This window comes from Verrucosispora sp. WMMD703 (genome assembly GCF_049178935.1).
Taxonomy (GTDB): Bacteria; Actinomycetota; Actinomycetes; order Mycobacteriales; family Micromonosporaceae; genus Micromonospora; species Micromonospora sediminimaris.
In genome coordinates this window covers 3,994,444-4,010,535 of sequence record NZ_JBMHMM010000004.1, presented here as the reverse complement: position 1 = coordinate 4,010,535, position 16,092 = coordinate 3,994,444, and the positions used below count along the sequence as shown (strand labels likewise).

Annotated in this window: 15 protein-coding genes; 11 read left to right on the top strand and 4 right to left on the bottom strand. The window is 68.6% G+C overall.

What is annotated here, in order from left to right; translation table 11 throughout:
- Positions 1-9: 9 nt before the first annotated feature.
- Positions 10-1,644, bottom strand: a complete 1,635-nt coding sequence (gene pgi / locus ACN26Z_RS18880; RefSeq protein WP_421464678.1) for a glucose-6-phosphate isomerase — start codon at positions 1,642-1,644, stop codon at positions 10-12.
- 232 nt (positions 1,645-1,876) lie between these two features.
- On the opposite strand from pgi, the gene ACN26Z_RS18875 reads away from it, so the two are divergent.
- Positions 1,877-3,322 (top strand): glucose-6-phosphate dehydrogenase, encoded by a 1,446-nt coding sequence (locus ACN26Z_RS18875; protein ID WP_396885338.1) that lies wholly within the window; start codon positions 1,877-1,879, stop codon positions 3,320-3,322.
- A 64-nt stretch (positions 3,323-3,386) separates the two neighbouring features.
- Here the strand turns inward: ACN26Z_RS18875 and ACN26Z_RS18870 are convergent, their stop codons facing one another.
- Positions 3,387-4,829: a cellulase family glycosylhydrolase gene (locus ACN26Z_RS18870; RefSeq protein ID WP_421462607.1), complete on the bottom strand. Its 1,443-nt coding sequence runs from the start codon at positions 4,827-4,829 to the stop codon at positions 3,387-3,389.
- 194 nt (positions 4,830-5,023) lie between these two features.
- Complete coding sequence (locus tag ACN26Z_RS18865; RefSeq protein ID WP_421462606.1) at positions 5,024-5,380, bottom strand: hypothetical protein; 357 nt, start codon at positions 5,378-5,380, stop codon at positions 5,024-5,026.
- A 55-nt stretch (positions 5,381-5,435) separates the two neighbouring features.
- Between ACN26Z_RS18865 and ACN26Z_RS18860 the strand changes: the two genes are divergently transcribed.
- From ACN26Z_RS18860 to ACN26Z_RS18840, 5 genes are all read left to right on the top strand, one after another.
- Positions 5,436-6,320, top strand: a complete 885-nt coding sequence (locus ACN26Z_RS18860) for a hypothetical protein (RefSeq protein ID WP_282238158.1) — start codon at positions 5,436-5,438, stop codon at positions 6,318-6,320.
- A gap of 135 nt (positions 6,321-6,455) precedes the next feature.
- Positions 6,456-6,779, top strand: a complete 324-nt coding sequence (locus tag ACN26Z_RS18855; RefSeq protein ID WP_421462605.1) for a plasmid stabilization protein — start codon at positions 6,456-6,458, stop codon at positions 6,777-6,779.
- 286 nt (positions 6,780-7,065) lie between these two features.
- Positions 7,066-7,431 carry an MmcQ/YjbR family DNA-binding protein gene (locus ACN26Z_RS18850; RefSeq protein WP_093406884.1) on the top strand — a complete coding sequence of 122 codons (366 nt, stop codon included), beginning with the start codon at positions 7,066-7,068 and terminating at the stop codon, positions 7,429-7,431.
- A gap of 294 nt (positions 7,432-7,725) precedes the next feature.
- Positions 7,726-8,331 (top strand): response regulator transcription factor, encoded by a 606-nt coding sequence (locus ACN26Z_RS18845; RefSeq protein WP_421462604.1) that lies wholly within the window; start codon positions 7,726-7,728, stop codon positions 8,329-8,331.
- A 352-nt stretch (positions 8,332-8,683) separates the two neighbouring features.
- On the top strand, positions 8,684-10,405 hold the full coding sequence (locus tag ACN26Z_RS18840) for a fatty acyl-AMP ligase (protein ID WP_282238159.1): 1,722 nt from the start codon (positions 8,684-8,686) through the stop codon (positions 10,403-10,405).
- Positions 10,406-10,442: 37 nt separating this feature from the next.
- Here ACN26Z_RS18840 and ACN26Z_RS18835 read toward each other — a convergent pair whose 3' ends face one another.
- Positions 10,443-11,312, bottom strand: a complete 870-nt coding sequence (locus ACN26Z_RS18835) for an alpha/beta hydrolase (protein WP_421462603.1) — start codon at positions 11,310-11,312, stop codon at positions 10,443-10,445.
- A gap of 939 nt (positions 11,313-12,251) precedes the next feature.
- On the opposite strand from ACN26Z_RS18835, the gene ACN26Z_RS18830 reads away from it, so the two are divergent.
- From ACN26Z_RS18830 to ACN26Z_RS18810, 5 genes are read left to right on the top strand one after another with little or no spacing between them, the layout of a single operon-like run.
- Complete coding sequence (locus tag ACN26Z_RS18830) at positions 12,252-13,121, top strand: hypothetical protein (RefSeq protein WP_093406875.1); 870 nt, start codon at positions 12,252-12,254, stop codon at positions 13,119-13,121.
- A gap of 41 nt (positions 13,122-13,162) precedes the next feature.
- Complete coding sequence (locus ACN26Z_RS18825; protein ID WP_093406872.1) at positions 13,163-14,041, top strand: diiron oxygenase; 879 nt, start codon at positions 13,163-13,165, stop codon at positions 14,039-14,041.
- Positions 14,038-14,286, top strand: coding sequence for a phosphopantetheine-binding protein (locus ACN26Z_RS18820; protein ID WP_282238162.1), 249 nt, complete (start codon positions 14,038-14,040; stop codon positions 14,284-14,286). Before ACN26Z_RS18825 ends, ACN26Z_RS18820 begins: the two co-directional genes overlap by 4 nt.
- Complete coding sequence (locus ACN26Z_RS18815; protein WP_139233173.1) at positions 14,283-15,110, top strand: hypothetical protein; 828 nt, start codon at positions 14,283-14,285, stop codon at positions 15,108-15,110. Before ACN26Z_RS18820 ends, ACN26Z_RS18815 begins: the two co-directional genes overlap by 4 nt.
- On the top strand, positions 15,110-16,087 hold the full coding sequence (locus ACN26Z_RS18810; RefSeq protein WP_093406866.1) for an NAD(P)H-dependent flavin oxidoreductase: 978 nt from the start codon (positions 15,110-15,112) through the stop codon (positions 16,085-16,087). The genes ACN26Z_RS18815 and ACN26Z_RS18810 overlap by 1 nt, the downstream gene beginning before the upstream one ends.
- Positions 16,088-16,092: the final 5 nt, after the last annotated feature.

The following is a 16,092-nucleotide window of genomic DNA, read 5'->3' as shown; positions in this document are numbered from 1 at the left end:
TTCCCGGGCTCAGTCCCGCTGGCGCTGGACGCGGTAGCGCCGGATCAGGGCGGCGGTGGAGGAGTCCAGCTCGGTCAGGTCGGCCTGGTCGCCGGTGAGCAGCGGAGCGAGCTGGTTGGCCATCACCTTCCCCAGCTCAACACCCCACTGGTCGAACGGGTTGATGTCCCAGATCGCGCCCTCGGTGAGCACGATGTGCTCGTAGAGGGCGACGAGTTGCCCGAGCGTGGCCGGGGTGAGTCGGTCGGCCACGATCGACGTGGTCGGGTGGTTGCCGGCCATCACCCGGTGCGGCACGAGGTCGGCGGCAGTCCCCTCGGCCGCGACCTGCTCGGCGGTCCGACCGAAGGCCAGGGCTGCGGTCTGGGCGAAGAAGTTCGACATGAACAGGTCGTGCATGTCGCCGATGTCGTGGTTGGGCTCGCTGAAGGCGATGAAGTCCGCCGGCACCAGCCGGGTGCCCTGGTGCAGCAGTTGGTAGAAGGCGTGCTGGCCGTTGGTCCCGGGCTCGCCCCAGAAGATCTCCCCGGTGTCGTACGACACGGGCTGCCCGTCGGTGCGGACCGACTTGCCGTTGCTCTCCATGGTCAGCTGTTGCAGGTAGGCGGGGAACCGGTGCAGGTACTGCGAGTACGGCAGCACCGCATGGGTCTGCGCGCCCAGGAAGTTGGTGTACCAGACGTTGAGCAGGCCGAGCAGGACCGGCGCGTTGGCTGCCAGCGGCGCGGTACGGAAGTGCTCATCCACGGCGTGGTAGCCGGCCAGCATCTCGTCGAAGCGCGCCGGCCCAATGGACAGCATCACCGACAGTCCCACCGCCGAGGGCAGCGAGTACCGGCCGCCGACCCAGTCCCAGAAGCCGAACATGTTGGCCGGGTCGATGCCGAAATCCGCCACCCGCTGGGCGTTGGTGCTGACCGCGACGAAGTGGCGGGCCACCGCGTCGGCATCGGCGTCGAGGCCGGCCAGCAGCCAGCGCCGGGCCTGCTCTGCGTTGGCCAGGGTCTCCTGCGTGGAGAAGGTCTTCGACACCACCACAAACAACGTGGTGGCCGGGTCCAGGTCGGCGGTGGTGTCGTGAATGTCGGTGGGATCGATGTTCGACACGAAGCGGCAGCTCAGACCGCCGTCGCGGTACGCCTTCAACGCTTCGTACGCCATCACCGGCCCCAGGTCGGAGCCGCCGATACCGATGTTGACCACGGTGCGGATCCTTTCGCCGGTGTGCCCGCGCCACTGCCCGGAGCGCACCTTCTCGGCGAACTCGGCCATCCGTTGCCGCACCGCGTGCACGTCGGCTGCCACGTCCTGCCCGTCGACGGTGAGCGTGGCGCTGGACGGCAGCCGCAGCGCGGTGTGCAGCACCGCGCGATCCTCGGTGCTGTTGATGTGGGCACCGGCGAACATGGCGGCGATCCGGTCGGTCAGCCCGACCCGCTCGGCCAGGGCGGTCAGCAGGCGCAACGTCTCGTCGGTGACCAGGTTCTTGCTGTAGTCGACGTAGAGGTCGGCCACCTCGACGGTCAGCCGCCGGCCCCGTTCGTGATCGGTGGCGAACAGCTCCCGCAGGTGTGTCCCGCGGATCTCGTCGGCGTGCTTGCGCAGGGCCTGCCACTCGTCGGTGCTGGTGACGTCCGCAGCCATCGGATCGATCGTCTCCTCGCAGGGGTCGGACTCACCGCCGGCCTCGTCCCGGCCGCCGGTGAGACCAGACTGCCACATGAAGATCGGCTCGCCAGCCCGACACCACGACCGGTGGGATCGCCGGACACCACCGGGGTGACGATCCGCACGGACCTGGGTGCGGTGCGCGAACAGTCGGCGAGTCCACGGGGTCCGGTGCGTGCCGGTCGCCGGGACAGGGCATGGTGGTGGCATGACGACGCCGGCATCGAGCGCCCCCGCAGCTGTCCCCGCAGAACCCGCCGCCGCCACCGGCGTACGGCAGACACTGCTGGTGCTCGGCGCCAGCGGTGACCTGACCGGGCGTTTGCTGCTGCCCGGGCTCGGCCGGTTGCTGGCCACCGGAGCTGTCCCCGGGTTGCGGCTGATCGGCAGCGGCATGGACGGCTGGGACGACGAGCGCTGGCGGCGCCGGGTGGCCGACTCCTTCGGCACCGTCGGCGCGGTGGGTCCGGTGGAGTCCGAGGTGATCCAGCAGACCCGCTACGTGCCGGCCGACGTGACGCGCGAGGAGGACCTGCGGTCGCTGCTGGGCTGCTGCACCGGGCCGTTGGTGATCTTCTTTGCGCTGCCGCCGCTGGTGACGGCCCGCTCGGCCGCCGCGCTGGCCCGGATCGGTGTGCCTCCCGGCACCCGGCTGATGCTGGAGAAGCCCTTCGGAGTCGATCGGATCTCGGCCCGCTCGCTCAACGAGCTGCTGGCCACCCTCGTACCGGAGGGCCAGGTCCACCGGATCGACCACTTCCTCGGCAAGTCGACGGTGCTCAACCTGCTCGGCCTGCGCTTCGCCAACCGGATCTTCGAGCCCGTACTCAACTCGTCGCACGTGGCCTGCGTGGACATCGTCTTCGACGAGACGCTCGGCCTGGAAGGGCGGGCGGGCTACTACGACCGTGCCGGGGCGCTGGTGGACATGGTGCAGTCCCACCTGCTCCAGGTGCTGGCCCTGCTCGCCATGGATCCGCCGCCGACGCTGCGGGCCGAGGAACTGCGGGGACGCCAGGCGCAGGTGCTGCGGGCCACCCGGCTGTGGCACGACGATCCGGCGGTGGCCAGCCGGCGGGGCCGGTACACCGCGGGAGAGATCGACGGGCGGCGGCTGCCGAACTACGCCGACGAGCCCGGTGTCGATCCCGCGCGGGGCACGGAGACGCTCGCGGAACTTGCGGTCACGGTGGACAACTGGCGCTGGGCGGGAGTGCCGTTCCGGCTGCGCTCAGGCAAGGCGGTGGACGCCGTACGCAAGGAGGCGATCATCACCTTCAAGCAGCCGACCCGGGTGCCCGACGGGTTGACCGGCTACGAACGGCCCGACCGGCTCCGGATCGGCTTCGGACCCGATCGGCTCGGCCTGGATCTCAACATCAACGGTCCCGGGAATCCCTTCGAGTTGGAACAGGCGAACCTGACGGCGGACTTCGGCCCCGGCGACCTGCCCGCGTACGGCGAGGTGCTGCGCGGCGCCTTCGACGGCGATCCGACCCTGTCGGTTCGCGGCGACGTCGCCGAGGAGTGCTGGCGCATCGTGGAGCCGGTGCTGGCTGCCTGGAAGGCCGGTGCGGTGCCGCTACAGGAGTACCGGGCGGGATCCGCCGGGCCGGCCGATTCGCTGATCGGCCCGGTGTCCGACGTGCGCTGAGCCTGCGCACCAGTGCGGCCCCGGCGGTGAACCGCCGGGGCCGCGTGGTGGTGGTGCGCTCGGATCAGCTGGTGGGGAAGTTGTCCGGGGTGCGGATGCGCTCGCGCATGAACGCCCCGGAGGTGGTGAGCATTGAGGTGCCGGTGTAGGAGCTGCCGTTGCAGGTGCCCGGTCGCAACGCGGCGCTGCCCTCGGCCTTGTCGGAGAAGGTCCAGTTCGCGTAGCCGATCTTCAGCCGGTCGAGCAGGTCGAGCCACTGGGCGCTGCTGGTCAGGTCGACGCCCCCGTCACCGGTGTAGTCCACCGTGCCGAACTCCGTGACGAACAGCGGCAGCCTGGCGGCGGCCCGCTCTACCTCGGCGCGGTAGTTGTCCTTGTGCGACGCGGCGTAGAAGTGGAACGCGTACATGACGTTGCTGGCGTTCACCGGGTTGTTGACGATCTCGGTGTGGTTGGCGCCCTCGGAGACGCCCAGCGAGGACCAGGCGCGGGTGCCCACGATGACCACCGCGTCCGGGTCGTTGGCCCGGATCACCGGGATCACCTGGTCGGCGTAGTTCTTGATGGTCGACCAGCTCACCCCGTTGGGTTCGTTGGCGATCTCGTAGATCACGTTGTTCTTCGCGGCGTGCCGGGCGGAGACGGCGGCGAAGAAGGTCTTGGCCCGCTCCAGGTTGTACATCGGGTCACCCGGGGTGAGCAGGTGGAAGTCGATCATTGCATACATGCCGCGCCGGGTGGCCTCCTCGACCAGGTTGTTGACCCGGTTGGTGAAGCCGGCTGGGTCGGTCTCGTAGCCCTGCTCCTGCACGTACATGGCGATGCGGAACAGGTCGGCGCGCCAGTCGGTGGCGAGCGCGTCGAGCGAGGCCGGGTTGTAGCAGTTGCCGAACCACTGGATGCCGTGGCTGCTCATGCCGCGCAGCTGGATCGGTCGACCGTACTGGTTGCAGAGGTTGACCCCGCACACCCGCAGCTGCCCGTTGATGGCCACCGGGGTCTGACCGCCGGGCGGGGGCGTGGTGGGTGGCGGCGTCGTCGGCGGCGGGGTGGTGGGCGGCGGGGGAGTGGTCGGCGTGGTCGAGCCCGTGCACACGGTGCCGTTGAGCGTGAACGAACTCGGTGACGGGTTGGCGCCGGTGAAACTGCCGTTGAAGCCGATGTTGGTGCTGGCGCCGGTGCCGAGCGAACCGTTCCAGCTCGCGCTCTGCGCGGTGACGGAGCTGCCACTCTGACTCCAGGTAGCCGACCACCCCTGGGTGAGCCGCTGGCCGCTGTCGGGGAAGCTGAAGCCGAGCGTCCAGCCGTTGACCGGGTCGCCGAGGTTGGTGACGGTGACGCTCGCGGTGAACCCGCCGGACCAGCTGTTCGTCGTGTAGGTCACGGAACAGCCGGTGGCGGCCATCGCGTTGGTGGTGGGCAGGGCCGTCAACGCGCCGAGGGTCAATGCGCCGACGGCGCCGGCCGCGACCAACAGGCGCCGCAGCCGGCGCGGAGGTTGCTTCATGGTGGACCATCGCAATCTGGTCGTGGTGGTGGGGGCACGGCACTCCGGCGGCAGCGACGAGGAGGCCGGGAGCGCTCCCACGGCAGCCTACGTGGCTTCGAAACGATGACGCAATATTTCGATACATCGAAGGCTGTAACCAACTGTGGCCCCGGGACGACGTCTCGGGGCCACAGTTCGGTACAGGGGCCGACTCAGTCCTCGCCGGCGGCCCGTCGTCGGTCGGCTTCGGCATCGGCAGCGCCGACGGGAGTCGGATCGGTGTCCCGTTCTGCCGCTGCCAGGTCGATGTCGGCGCCGGCTCGTACGGCATCGGCCGCCGCGTCGTCCGCGCCGACCAGTTCGGTGCCGGTGTCGCCGTCGTCGTCGATCAGCTTGCCGGTCCCGGTCATTGCGATCGGCGTGTACCTCGGGTCGGTCGTCATCTCGTCCTCCTCTCCGGTGTCCGACAGGTACCCGCCGCGCGGTGTCGGCACACCGGTAACCCGCGCTCCGACGTCCGCCGGCTGGGTGGTCGGGGAGTCGATGGCGTTCGGACTTGCGCTGCTCACTACCCTGACTGTGATCATCGGCCAGGTAACCTCTCGACTTCGACAAGGGCATCAGATGAGTGACAGCCACCCTCCGTACGGTGGGCAACAGCCGGATCCGAACGCCGCCCCCTGGGGCACACCACCCGGCTCTCCGGTCGGTCCGCCGGGCTCGCCGGTCACCCCGGCCGGCTACCCGTCGCCGTACGGGGCGCCGGTGCCGCCGCCACCCCCGGCGTACGGGACGACGCAGCCGAAGAAGTCCTCGAACAAGGGCCTCTGGCTCGGTCTGGGGATCGGTGCCGCCGTGATGGCGGTGCTTGTCGCCTGCGGCGGCGTCATCGGCTTCTTCGTGCTGGCCGGTGACGACGAGGGTGAGCCGGTCGCGGGCCAGCAGAGCGACGCGCCCGGTGCACCGACCGACGCGCCGTCGATCGCGCCACCGGCGGAGGAGCAGCCGGACAACAACAACGCGGTCACCGCCCGCAACTCCAGCGACATGTCCGCCGTCTGCGAAGGCAGCCCGATCCTCAACGCCGCGCCCTACACCGGGGCCAAGGGCACCAAGGTCTACACGTTCGCCAACTCCCCGGAGCGTCCGGAGTCGTGGCTGAGCAAGTCGGTCGGCTTCGACAAGCCTTACTACGCCAAGACCGCCGAGTGGGCATCGGTCTCCGTCGTCGGCTGCCTCACCTTCGAGCAGGGCAGCGAGGGTACGCCCCGCAAGTGCCAGTACAAGGACCGCGACGACAAGCAGGTGACCGTCGACTACGTCTCCTCGCGCTACACGCTGACCTTCTACGCAGCCAAGACCGGCGAGAAGATCGGTGAGGGCGGGCGGGTCAACGCCCCGGCGGTGCGGTGCCCGAGCTTCATCTCCTACAACAAGGAGACCATGCGGGCGTACGCCCAGCCGGACAGCGGTGCCATCGAGTTGGCGCTGGACAAGTTCACCTCCTGAGTCATCGGCATCCCGGGCGGCGGGGCGGACATCGTGCGTCCCGCCGCCCCGGTGCTGCGGCGGGTCCGCGAGTGTTTCGGCGTCCGACGGTGGGGCACCTGAGCGGTGAACACTGTCGGTGGAGGGAGGCACTCCATGCCCGCGGGATCCAGCCCGAAAAGAGAACGGCAGTACGAGCACGTCAAGGCCAGTGCCAAGAAGCGTGGCGTGTCCACCAGCCGGGCCGAGGAGATCGCGGCCCGTACGGTAAACAAGGAGCGGGCCCGCTCCGGTGAGGCGCGGACCGCGAGCCGATCGTCGCTCGGCGACGTCTCGTCCGGCCACCGCGGCGGCAAGCGTTCGCACCGTGGCGCCGGCGGGCGCACCAAGGAACAGCTGTACAACGAGGCGAAGAAGCGTGGCGTCAAGGGCCGCTCGTCGATGTCGAAGGCGGAGCTGGAGAAGGCGCTGGCCCGTTAGAGACCTCGACCCGGGACCCCTGAGCTGGCCCGACGCCTGAGCTGGCCCGATGCCTGAGCTGGCCCGACGCTTGAGCTGGCACGGCGGCCCGCCGAGCCCGATGAGGCGGTGGGCCGCCGGCCGGTGTCTGCGGGCAGCGACCTGCGGATGGTCCCGTCCGCCGCCGCTCTCGCGGCAGTCCGCGTTAACCGGCCCGCGAGCAGGGGAGATGCCCGACGCGGTGTCGATGTCGGAGTCAGCGGCTAACCTCTCGGCATGCCGCGATGGGTGAGCTCAGGGGGAGGCGATGGCTGACGCCTGCGACGTACGCCGGTTGGCCCTGGCGCTACCGCACGCAGTGGAGATCGACAGTGACGGCTTCGACTTCCGGGTCGCGGACAAGGGCTTCGTCTGGTCCTATCCCGAGCGCCGACCGGGCAAGCCGCGCGTCATCCGCACCGACATCGCCGTGTTGTACGTCGGCGACGAGGCCGAGAAGCAGGCACTGCTCCTCGGCGAGCCGGCGCTGTTCTTCACCACCCCCGCCTACGACGGGCTACCCCTGGTCATGGTGCGTCTGGCCGAGGTCACCGTCGAACGGCTCGACGAGCTGATCACCGACGCGTGGCGGATGCGCGTACCGGACCGTCAGGTAGCGAATCGCCTCCCCTGACTCGGACGCCGACAGGCGACGTGGCGCGCTGTCCGCCACCGTCTCCGGTCGAAGCGCCGCGATCCCGACGACCTTCCTGGTCCGATCGGCCGAAGGCCGGACAACTATCGCGAATTTGACACTGTCATGCTTGTCGCAATCTTGATCCAGTGAATGTCCACAGTGGTAGCAAATTGCACGTCCGGCGCTGTCAGATATCGACCTTCAGATTTTCGTACGCGTGTGACATTATGACGTCGAGGGTGCGCGCTGGGCCCCCAACGGCGCGGTCGGGGAACCGTCTGGAGGGAATAAGTGGCAATCGACGTGCTCGTGTCCGACGTTCTGCATCTGTCCCGTTTTGCGCTCACTGCCCTCTTGGGGCAGGAGGAGGAGTTCTGCGTCGTCGGATCCATGAGTAACTATTTGGACGCGTTGGATTTCGCCGAGCTGCATCGGCCCGACGTGGTGATCATCAGCTTTCAGCGCGAGGAGAGCGACGCGGTCGCGTTCGCCGAGAAGGTGGCGAGCACCCCGGGGTGCCGGAGCATGCTGCTCGCGACCTCCTTCACCCGGCCGGTCGTGCGCCGGGCCTTCGCGGGAGAGATCGCGGGGCTGGTGCAGCGCGATGTTCCACCGCGCCAGTTCTTCGACGCGATCCGCCGCGTTCACCTCGGCGAGCGCGTCTTCGACGCGGAGCTCACGGTGGCCGCCCTGGGCAATGGGGACTGCCCACTCACGCCACGCGAGCTCTCGGTACTCACCCACGTCTATCAGGGGGACACCGTCGGCGAGATCGCGGCTCGGCTGCGCCTCTCCGACGGCACGGTGCGTAACTACCTGTCGTCGGTCGTCGCGAAGCTGAATGCGCGCAACCGGATCGACGCGCTGCGGATCGCCCGGGAGTCGCACTGGATCTGAGTGGGACGGGAGGGGGCCCCGGGTCCAATCAGCACACTCCGGTCGGATTTCTTTACGAAACCTTTCCTTGCGGTAAAAGGCGGCTTTATGCTGGCGAATCTCCAGTGTGGGAGGCATTGCATCCAAATGTGTTTCTAATACTCGGGGTATGCATTTCTCAGCAGTGGCGATGGTTTGGTGGATGGCCCGCCCGGCCGGTGCTAGCCTGCTGATCCATGCGATTCTCCGCAGAATCGACGGCACCTGACGCAACCGACGCGTCTTCCGTCGTTCGCTGACTTCCTGGAGCGCCTCGACGGGTCATTCGTGGTGCTTGCGGTTCGTGCACACGGCAGGGAGAGGAACCGGGGCAATGATGGATCTGTCGCTCACCGCGAGTGCCACCGCCGTGATCCGTGGGCACGCCCGTGCGACACCCGAGCGCACCGCGCTGATCGTTGTCGATGACATCGATCATGCGGACGGCGATCGGCGCTGGTCGTTCGCCCAGCTGGATGCCGAAGCAAGGAAGATCGGGGCCTGGCTACGGGCCCGTTACCCGGCCGGCGACCGGGTGTTGCTGCTGTATCCCACCGGCTTCGACTTCGCCGCGGCCCTCGTGGGTTGTCTCTACGCCGGGATGATCGCAGTGCCGGCACCGCTGCCGGGCCGGTATCCCCATGAGCGGTCACGCGCCCGAGGTATCGCGGAGAACGCCGGGGTGTCGGTGGTACTGACCGACACGGTCAACCGCTCCGCCGTCATGGCGTGGGCGCAGTCGGTCGGGCTGAGCTACCTACCCCTGCTGGCCACCGACGAGGCGGCCGTACCGGAGGCGGAGTCATGGTCACCGAGCGAGCTGGGCCACGACACGCTCGCCATCATCCAGTACACCTCGGGCACCACCGGCGAGCCCCGGGGCGTGCCGGTCAGCCACGGCAACCTCCTGCACAACATGGAGAGCCAGCGCCGCGTGTATGGGCTGACCGCCGAGACCAGGCTCGGCGGCTGGGTCCCGCTGCACCACGCCATGGGACTCTTCGGTCACCTGATGCCTGCGCTGCTGGTGGGCGGCGGCTGCGTACTGATGCACCCGGCCGCCTTCATCCGCCAGCCGCACCGCTGGCTACGCATGATCGACAAGTACGACATCCATGTCTCCGCCGCCCCGGATTTCGCCTTCGAGATGTGTCGCGCCAGGGTCACCGACAGCCAACTGAGCGGGCTGGACCTGTCCCGGTGGCGCATCGGAGTCAACGGGGCGGAACGGGTGCACGCCGAGACGCTGGAGGCGTTCGCCAAGCGGTTCGCTCCGGCCGGGCTGCGCGACGATGTGGTGTGCCCCTGCTACGGCCTGTCCGAGGCGACGCTGCTGGTCTCGGCGGACCCGTTCCGCAAGGCCGTCGTGACCAGGGTCGACGAGCATGGGTTGGAGCGGCACCGGTTCACTCCCACCGACGCGGGTCCGGGCGTGGTCAGCTGCGGCGCACCCCGCGACGTCGAGGTGCTGGTCGCTGACCCGAGCACCGGTGCGGCGCTGCCGGCCGGGACGATCGGCGAGATCTGGGTACGCGGCCCCGGCGTTTCCCGTGGCTACTGGCGCGACGAGGCCGCGACCGACCGGACGGTCACGGTCGACGGCTACGTCCGCACGGGGGACCTCGGCACCATGCACGAGGGCGAGCTGTATTTGACCGGGCGGACAGCCGAACTGCTCGTCGTGGATGGACGCTGCCTCTACCCGCAGGAGATCGAGCGGGCGTTGCGGGCGCAGATCCCCGGTCTGGGCATCATCGGTGCGGTCTTCACGGTACCGCTCGACGGATCCGGGTCCGGCAACGCCCTGGTCGTGGTCTCCGAGGTCAACGGGCGGCCGTCCGAGGACCGGCTGCGCCATCTGGCCGACGAGATCACGCGTACGCTCACCCGCGAGTTCAGCGTCCGCCCCGGCGGAACCGTCCTGCTGCGCCGGGGCGGCGTCCGGCGTGCCACGAGCGGCAAGGTCAAGCGCTCGGAGATGCGCCGACTGTTCCTCGGGGGCGGCCTGGACCCGGTCTACACCGACTGGCAGCCGCTGGTGACCGCGACCTCGTGAACACGTCCGGTCGCCGCGGCGGCGAGGTGGCGGCCGGTCATGCGGTGTGCCGGTGGGCGGCGGTGAGGAGGGCGTCGACCTCCCGGACGACCTGCTGGGCGTTGGCCGCCGCCGCGGGCACGATGTCCTGGATCAGGAAGGCGCCGTGCACCAGGCCCGGTCCCGGCACGTGCCGGGCGGGTACGCCCGCGGCGTGTAGGTGCTCCACCAGCAGCTCGCCCTCGCGTTGCAGCGGATCGAACTCGGCCGTGGCGACGATCGTCGGTGGTAGACCGCGCAGGTCCGCGCGTAGCAGATCGACGGCCAGATCGCTCCGATGCCGTGCATCGGGAAGATACTGCTCGTAGCACCAGGTCAGGTCCTCGACGGACAGCAGGTACCCCTCGGTGTGCGCACTGGCGGCGGCGATCCGCAGACTCGGGTCGACGGGCGGATACATCAGCAACAGCGCGGCGATGCGCGGGTCGCCGTTGGCGCGGGCGTCCAGGGCGGCACCGAGGGCGAGTTGGGCACCCGCGCTGTCGCCGGCGAGAACGTGGTCGCGGTCAGGGAACATCCGGCCGGTCCAGCGCGCGGCCGCGATGGCGTCGTGCAGCGGGGTGGGGTACGGAAACTCCGGCGCCCTGCGGTAGTCGGCGGAGACGACGACCGTGCCCAGTGACGCCGCGAGCACCCGACAGGCCAGGTCGTGCGTGTCGAGGTCACCGGTCACCCATCCGCCGCCGTGCAGGTAGGTGATCACTCGGTCGGTGTCGGATCGCGGTGTGTAGACCCTGCACCGGATCGGCGTGCTGTCCAAACTGTCGATCTTTTCGTCGACGACCACCGTTGGATCCGGGTCGCCGCCCTGGCCCCGGGGGCGGAAGGCACTTGCGCGGTAGCGCTCGCGGGCCTGTTCGACCGGCATCGTGCGGAGCGGAGGCGGCGCACCGTCGGCATGTTGCCAGGCGATGAGACGGCGGAGTATCCGATCCAACGGCATGTTGGCCCCTTCGACGGCTTGATCGGGCGACTGTGGCCCGCCGATCCGCGCCCGCCACGCCGCACCGCGACGCCGCGCTGGGCGTCCGTTGTGCCGCACCCTACGATACCGGCGTCGGATCGGAATACGACCATGAGAAATGCACGTGGGGTTGCGCTGTCATGGCGGTTGCATTTCTACGGTATGTCGGCTATCCGACGTGGTGAAGAGGTGGCCTGTCTGCGGCCCCGTGCAACCTGCAAAACGAATATGTCACCGGTTGTTGGTCCTGGCGTCGGCGGGCGCGGTTTCGGCGATGTTGTCGTTGCAGCCCTGATCGGTGACCCGCTCTTCATTCCCAGGCCATATACACTTTCATTGTGTGACCTATGCCACATGGTTGTTGGTGGCGGTTCCGTATCGGATCCCCGACACCGGCGGAAGGCACTCTGAGCTGCGCAGACAGGGCTTCAACTGGCTTTTCCGCTGGTCGTGGGAGTGTTAGTGCCGGCCGAGCTGTGAAGGGGTGCTGCCGGCGTAGCGGAGGAATCGGCGGAATCGTGCGATGCGTGGGAAGCGCACAGCCGCATATGCAGAATTAACGGATTGCGGGACGTTGGGTGGGTGGTAGCGTGCGTTGGTGTTCCGCAGGGCCAGGCAGGGCCCGGCTGAATGTCGTGAACCATACTGATGGCCCATTGTCGGGTGTTTCGTAATCCTGTGCGGTCGGGACCGGTGTTGATCCGGTCGTAGACCCGGTTGACGCTGCCTGGGGGAGAGACCGTGCCACAGCAACAAGCGACTGCCTGTCCACCGTGGGAAAAAGTCGCCGAATCGATCGAATTCGTTCCCGATCAGTTTTCCCGCAAGACTCAGCCGGAGTCCGTGGCCCGGGAAATGCTGCACTGCGACTCGGCCGACGTGGACCGACTGGTCGACGCCGGACTGCCGGCCGAGGAGCGGGACGGCGTACGTTACTTCGACCCCAACGACCTCTACAACCTCGGCATGTACTCGTACCGGTCGAACACGCAGCCGGAGTTGGCGTTCCGGATGCTGTTCCGGTTCGCGGGCCGGTCGGTCGACGACCTGCTGCGGCCGAAGACCTGGAGCTTTCGGGTCCGACTGGAGTGCCACGAGTGCTCGGGGGTGGCGCCGTGGCGGCTGGAGGGGCCCGACGTGGTCCGGTTCGGGGGCCAGCTGGAGGAGATCACGCCACTCACGCCGAGCGCAGGGTCGGCGGAGTACGCCGCGACAGTCACCAACACCGGCGCGCGTACCCCTCTGGTATCCCCGACCCTGCGGACGTTGACCCGCGACTACCTGCACGCCGGCTACCGCTGGCAGATGATTCCGGTGCCGATGCAGGCCGACTACGCGCTGGTGCACGAACTCGGGGTGACGAGCTGCATCGCGGCGAGCCTGCTGCTGGCCGAGCGGTTCCGCGCGGCGGGATACCGCGCGGAGGCGAAGCGCGGGTGGTTCACCGGGGTGCTCGGCGGCGCGCTCGACCTGCCGCACGCGTGTGTCGAGGTGACCGACGACGACGGGGTGACCAAGACGGTCGACATCGCCAAGGCGCAGCTCGCGGCGCGGCTGTCCGCCGACACCGAGCAGTTCCAGGAGCTGTGTCTCGGATCGATCTACAACAAGGTCATCCCGTCGACCGCCTCCGGCAACGCGTCCTTCGGACACCACGAATGTGGGTCGCCACAACCGGCGCTGTTGCGTGCCGACATCAGGTCGGCGCGGTGAACCTGACCTCTTGAACCACCTATCGGGGAGGACGACTGACAATGGCGGTACGAGAGATCGAACCGATCGAGCTGGAGCTGGACCGGCTCGAGCACATGGCCGAGTCCGGCTACTACAACCCGTACACGTTGTTCGACTGGCCGGACGCCATCGAGCCGGACCTGCCGTGGATGAGCGAGAGCCTGACCACCCTCGCGGGCACGCCGATGTGGGACGAGCTCACCCGTGAGCAGCAGATCGCGCTTACCAAGTACGAGGCCATCAACTTCTTCAGCCTCAACATCCACGGCATCCGCGAGCTGATGAGCGAAGTCGTGATGCGCATCCACGAGCGGACGTACGCGAACGTCTCGGAGTTCCTGCACCACTTCATCGGTGAGGAAAACGAGCACATGTGGTTCTTCGCGCAGTTCTGCCTGCGCTACGGCGGCAAGCTGTACCCGGCCCAGCCGTCCCTGCAGGCCGACTCGGTGGAACACCTGTCGCCGGTGGCCCGTGAGCTGGTGGTGTTCGCCCGCATCCTCATCTTCGAGGAGATCGTGGACCACTACAACGCGTACATGGCCACCGACGAGTCGTTGCCGCACATCGCCCGCGAGATCAACCGGGTGCACCACCAGGACGAGAGCCGGCACGTGGCGTTCGGGCGCATGATCTTCACCAACCTGCTCGGCCAGGTGGCCAAGCGCGACCCGGCCGAGGTGCCGCTGGTCGCCGAGTACCTGGAGAACTACCTGCGGTACAGCATCGCCACGCTCTACAACCCGGCGGCCTACCGCGACGCCGGCATTCCGGACGCGTTGGCGTTGCGCCGCCGCGCGTTGGAGCACCCGGCCCGACACGCCGCGCACGAGCGGATCCTCAAGCGGACGCGCAGCTTTCTGACGAAGGCCGGCGTGGGCAGGGAACTGGTCAAGTGAGGACCGAACCGATGCAGGCGGTGCGGGAGTTCATCCTGAACCGCAATCCCAAACTCGACAAGCTGGACGACGACCTCGACCTCATCGACAGCCGGGCGATCAACTCGCTGGCCTTCGTCGAGTTCATCTTCCTGCTGGAGGAACTGACCGGCGAGTCGATCGACCCCGAGGAACTCGACCTCGACGACTTCCGCACCCTCAACGCGATCGGGGCGCGGTTCCTGAAGCAGAAGGCGGCGTCATGACTACCGTTACCGACAATGGCTTGCGGGTCCTCGACGGTGGCCAGCTGCGATTGCTGAGAGCGATCGACGCGGTGTTCCGGCGATTCGGGGACGGCTGGGGTGCCGCGGAGTTCCGGTTCCCGTTCCTGCTGCGCACCCGGGACCTGGACACCTTCGACTACTACGACAACTTCCCGCATCTGGGGCTGGCGGCCGCCCGGCTCGACCCGGAGCGGGTGGGCACCCTGCTGGCTACCGCGTCCCGGCCGTTGGAACAGGTGCCGGCCGACGTGCTGCGGCCCGCCGAGTTCGCCCTGCCCTCGGCCGCCTGCTACGCGATCTACCTGGACCTGGCCGGGTCGGTCCTGCCCGCAGACGGAGTCCTGCGGACCACGTTGGGCACCTGTTTCCGCAACGAGGAGCATTACGACGGCCTACAGCGGCTGCTCGGCTTCTCCATGCGGGAGATCGTCTTCGTCGGCCAGGAGGAGGGTGCCAAGCAGCACCTGGGCCGGGCCAAGGACGCGGTGCTGGCGCTGTGCGCCGAACTCGGTCTCGACGTCAAGCTCGAGGTCGCCACGGATCCGTTCTTCGACAAGAACAGCGGCAAGGCGAAGATGCAGCGGTTGTTCCCGGTGAAGGAGGAGTTCGTCGTCGATGGCCTGGCCATCGGCTCGGTCAACTACCACCGGAACTTCTTCGGCGAGCGGTGCGAGATCCAGGCCGGAGACGACACCGCCCACACCAGTTGTCTGGCGTTCGGCGTCGAGCGGTGGGTGCACACGCTGACGGCGCGTTTCGGTGGTGTCGAGGCCGCGCTGTCCGCAGTGGAGAGCCTGGGCTGATGCGGTCGAGCGTGGCGACGGTGCTCGGCACCGACGTGGCCCTGCTCCAGTCGGGCATGGGTGGCGTCGCGGGCACGGAGTTGGCGTGCGCGGTCTCCAACGCGGGTGCGGCCGGCTGCGTGGGCGGCTACAAGCTGATGGGTGAGGCACTGTCGGCGGTGCTGAGCCGGTTGGTGGCGGGCACGTCGCGACCGGTCGGCGTGAATCTCATCCCGGAGGTTGTCGGTCCCGACGACCTCGACCGCCAGGTGACGCAGGTGCTCACCGAGACGCCGCCGCACGTCTACGTGTCGCTGTTCGGCATGCCCGAGGAAGCGGTGTTCGAGCGCGTCGCCGCCACCGGCCGGGTTCTCGTGGTCCAGGTAGGCACCGTGGAGGATGGCGTACGGGCGGCGGAGCGGGGCGCTGTCGTGGTGGCGCAGGGCATCGAGGCAGGTGGGCACCTGCTCGGTGGGTCGCGCCGCGACGAGTTGGTCGCCGAGCTGCGTGACCGGGCGCCCAGCGCCTGCGTCGTCGCGGCGGGTGGCATCGGTTCGCCGGCCGACGCCGAGCAGGCGATAGCCGCCGGAGCCGACGGCGTGCTGCTGGGGACGGCGTTCGTCGTCGCCCGGGAGTCCTGGGCCCATCCCCACTTCAAGACGGCGGTGTGCGCGGCTGACGGTGCCGACACAGTGATCACCGACGTCTACGAGATCGGGTGGCCGGGTCGGCGTCACCGGGTGCTGGCCACACCGGTGACCGAGGACCCGCGGCAACCGAAGAAGTTCATCGGCCGTACGAGGGTCGAGGAGCGTTCGTACCTGGTGCCCCGCTTCAGCGCCGCGGTGCCCACCGTGGCGACCACCGGCCGCATCGAGGAAATGGCGATGTACTGCGGCCTGTCCTGCGAATCGGTCTCCGACGAGACGTCGGCAGCCGATGTCGTCGCCGGGTTCGCCGGCGTACTTCCTGCTGCTGAACGCATTGAACTGGGATAAGGGGG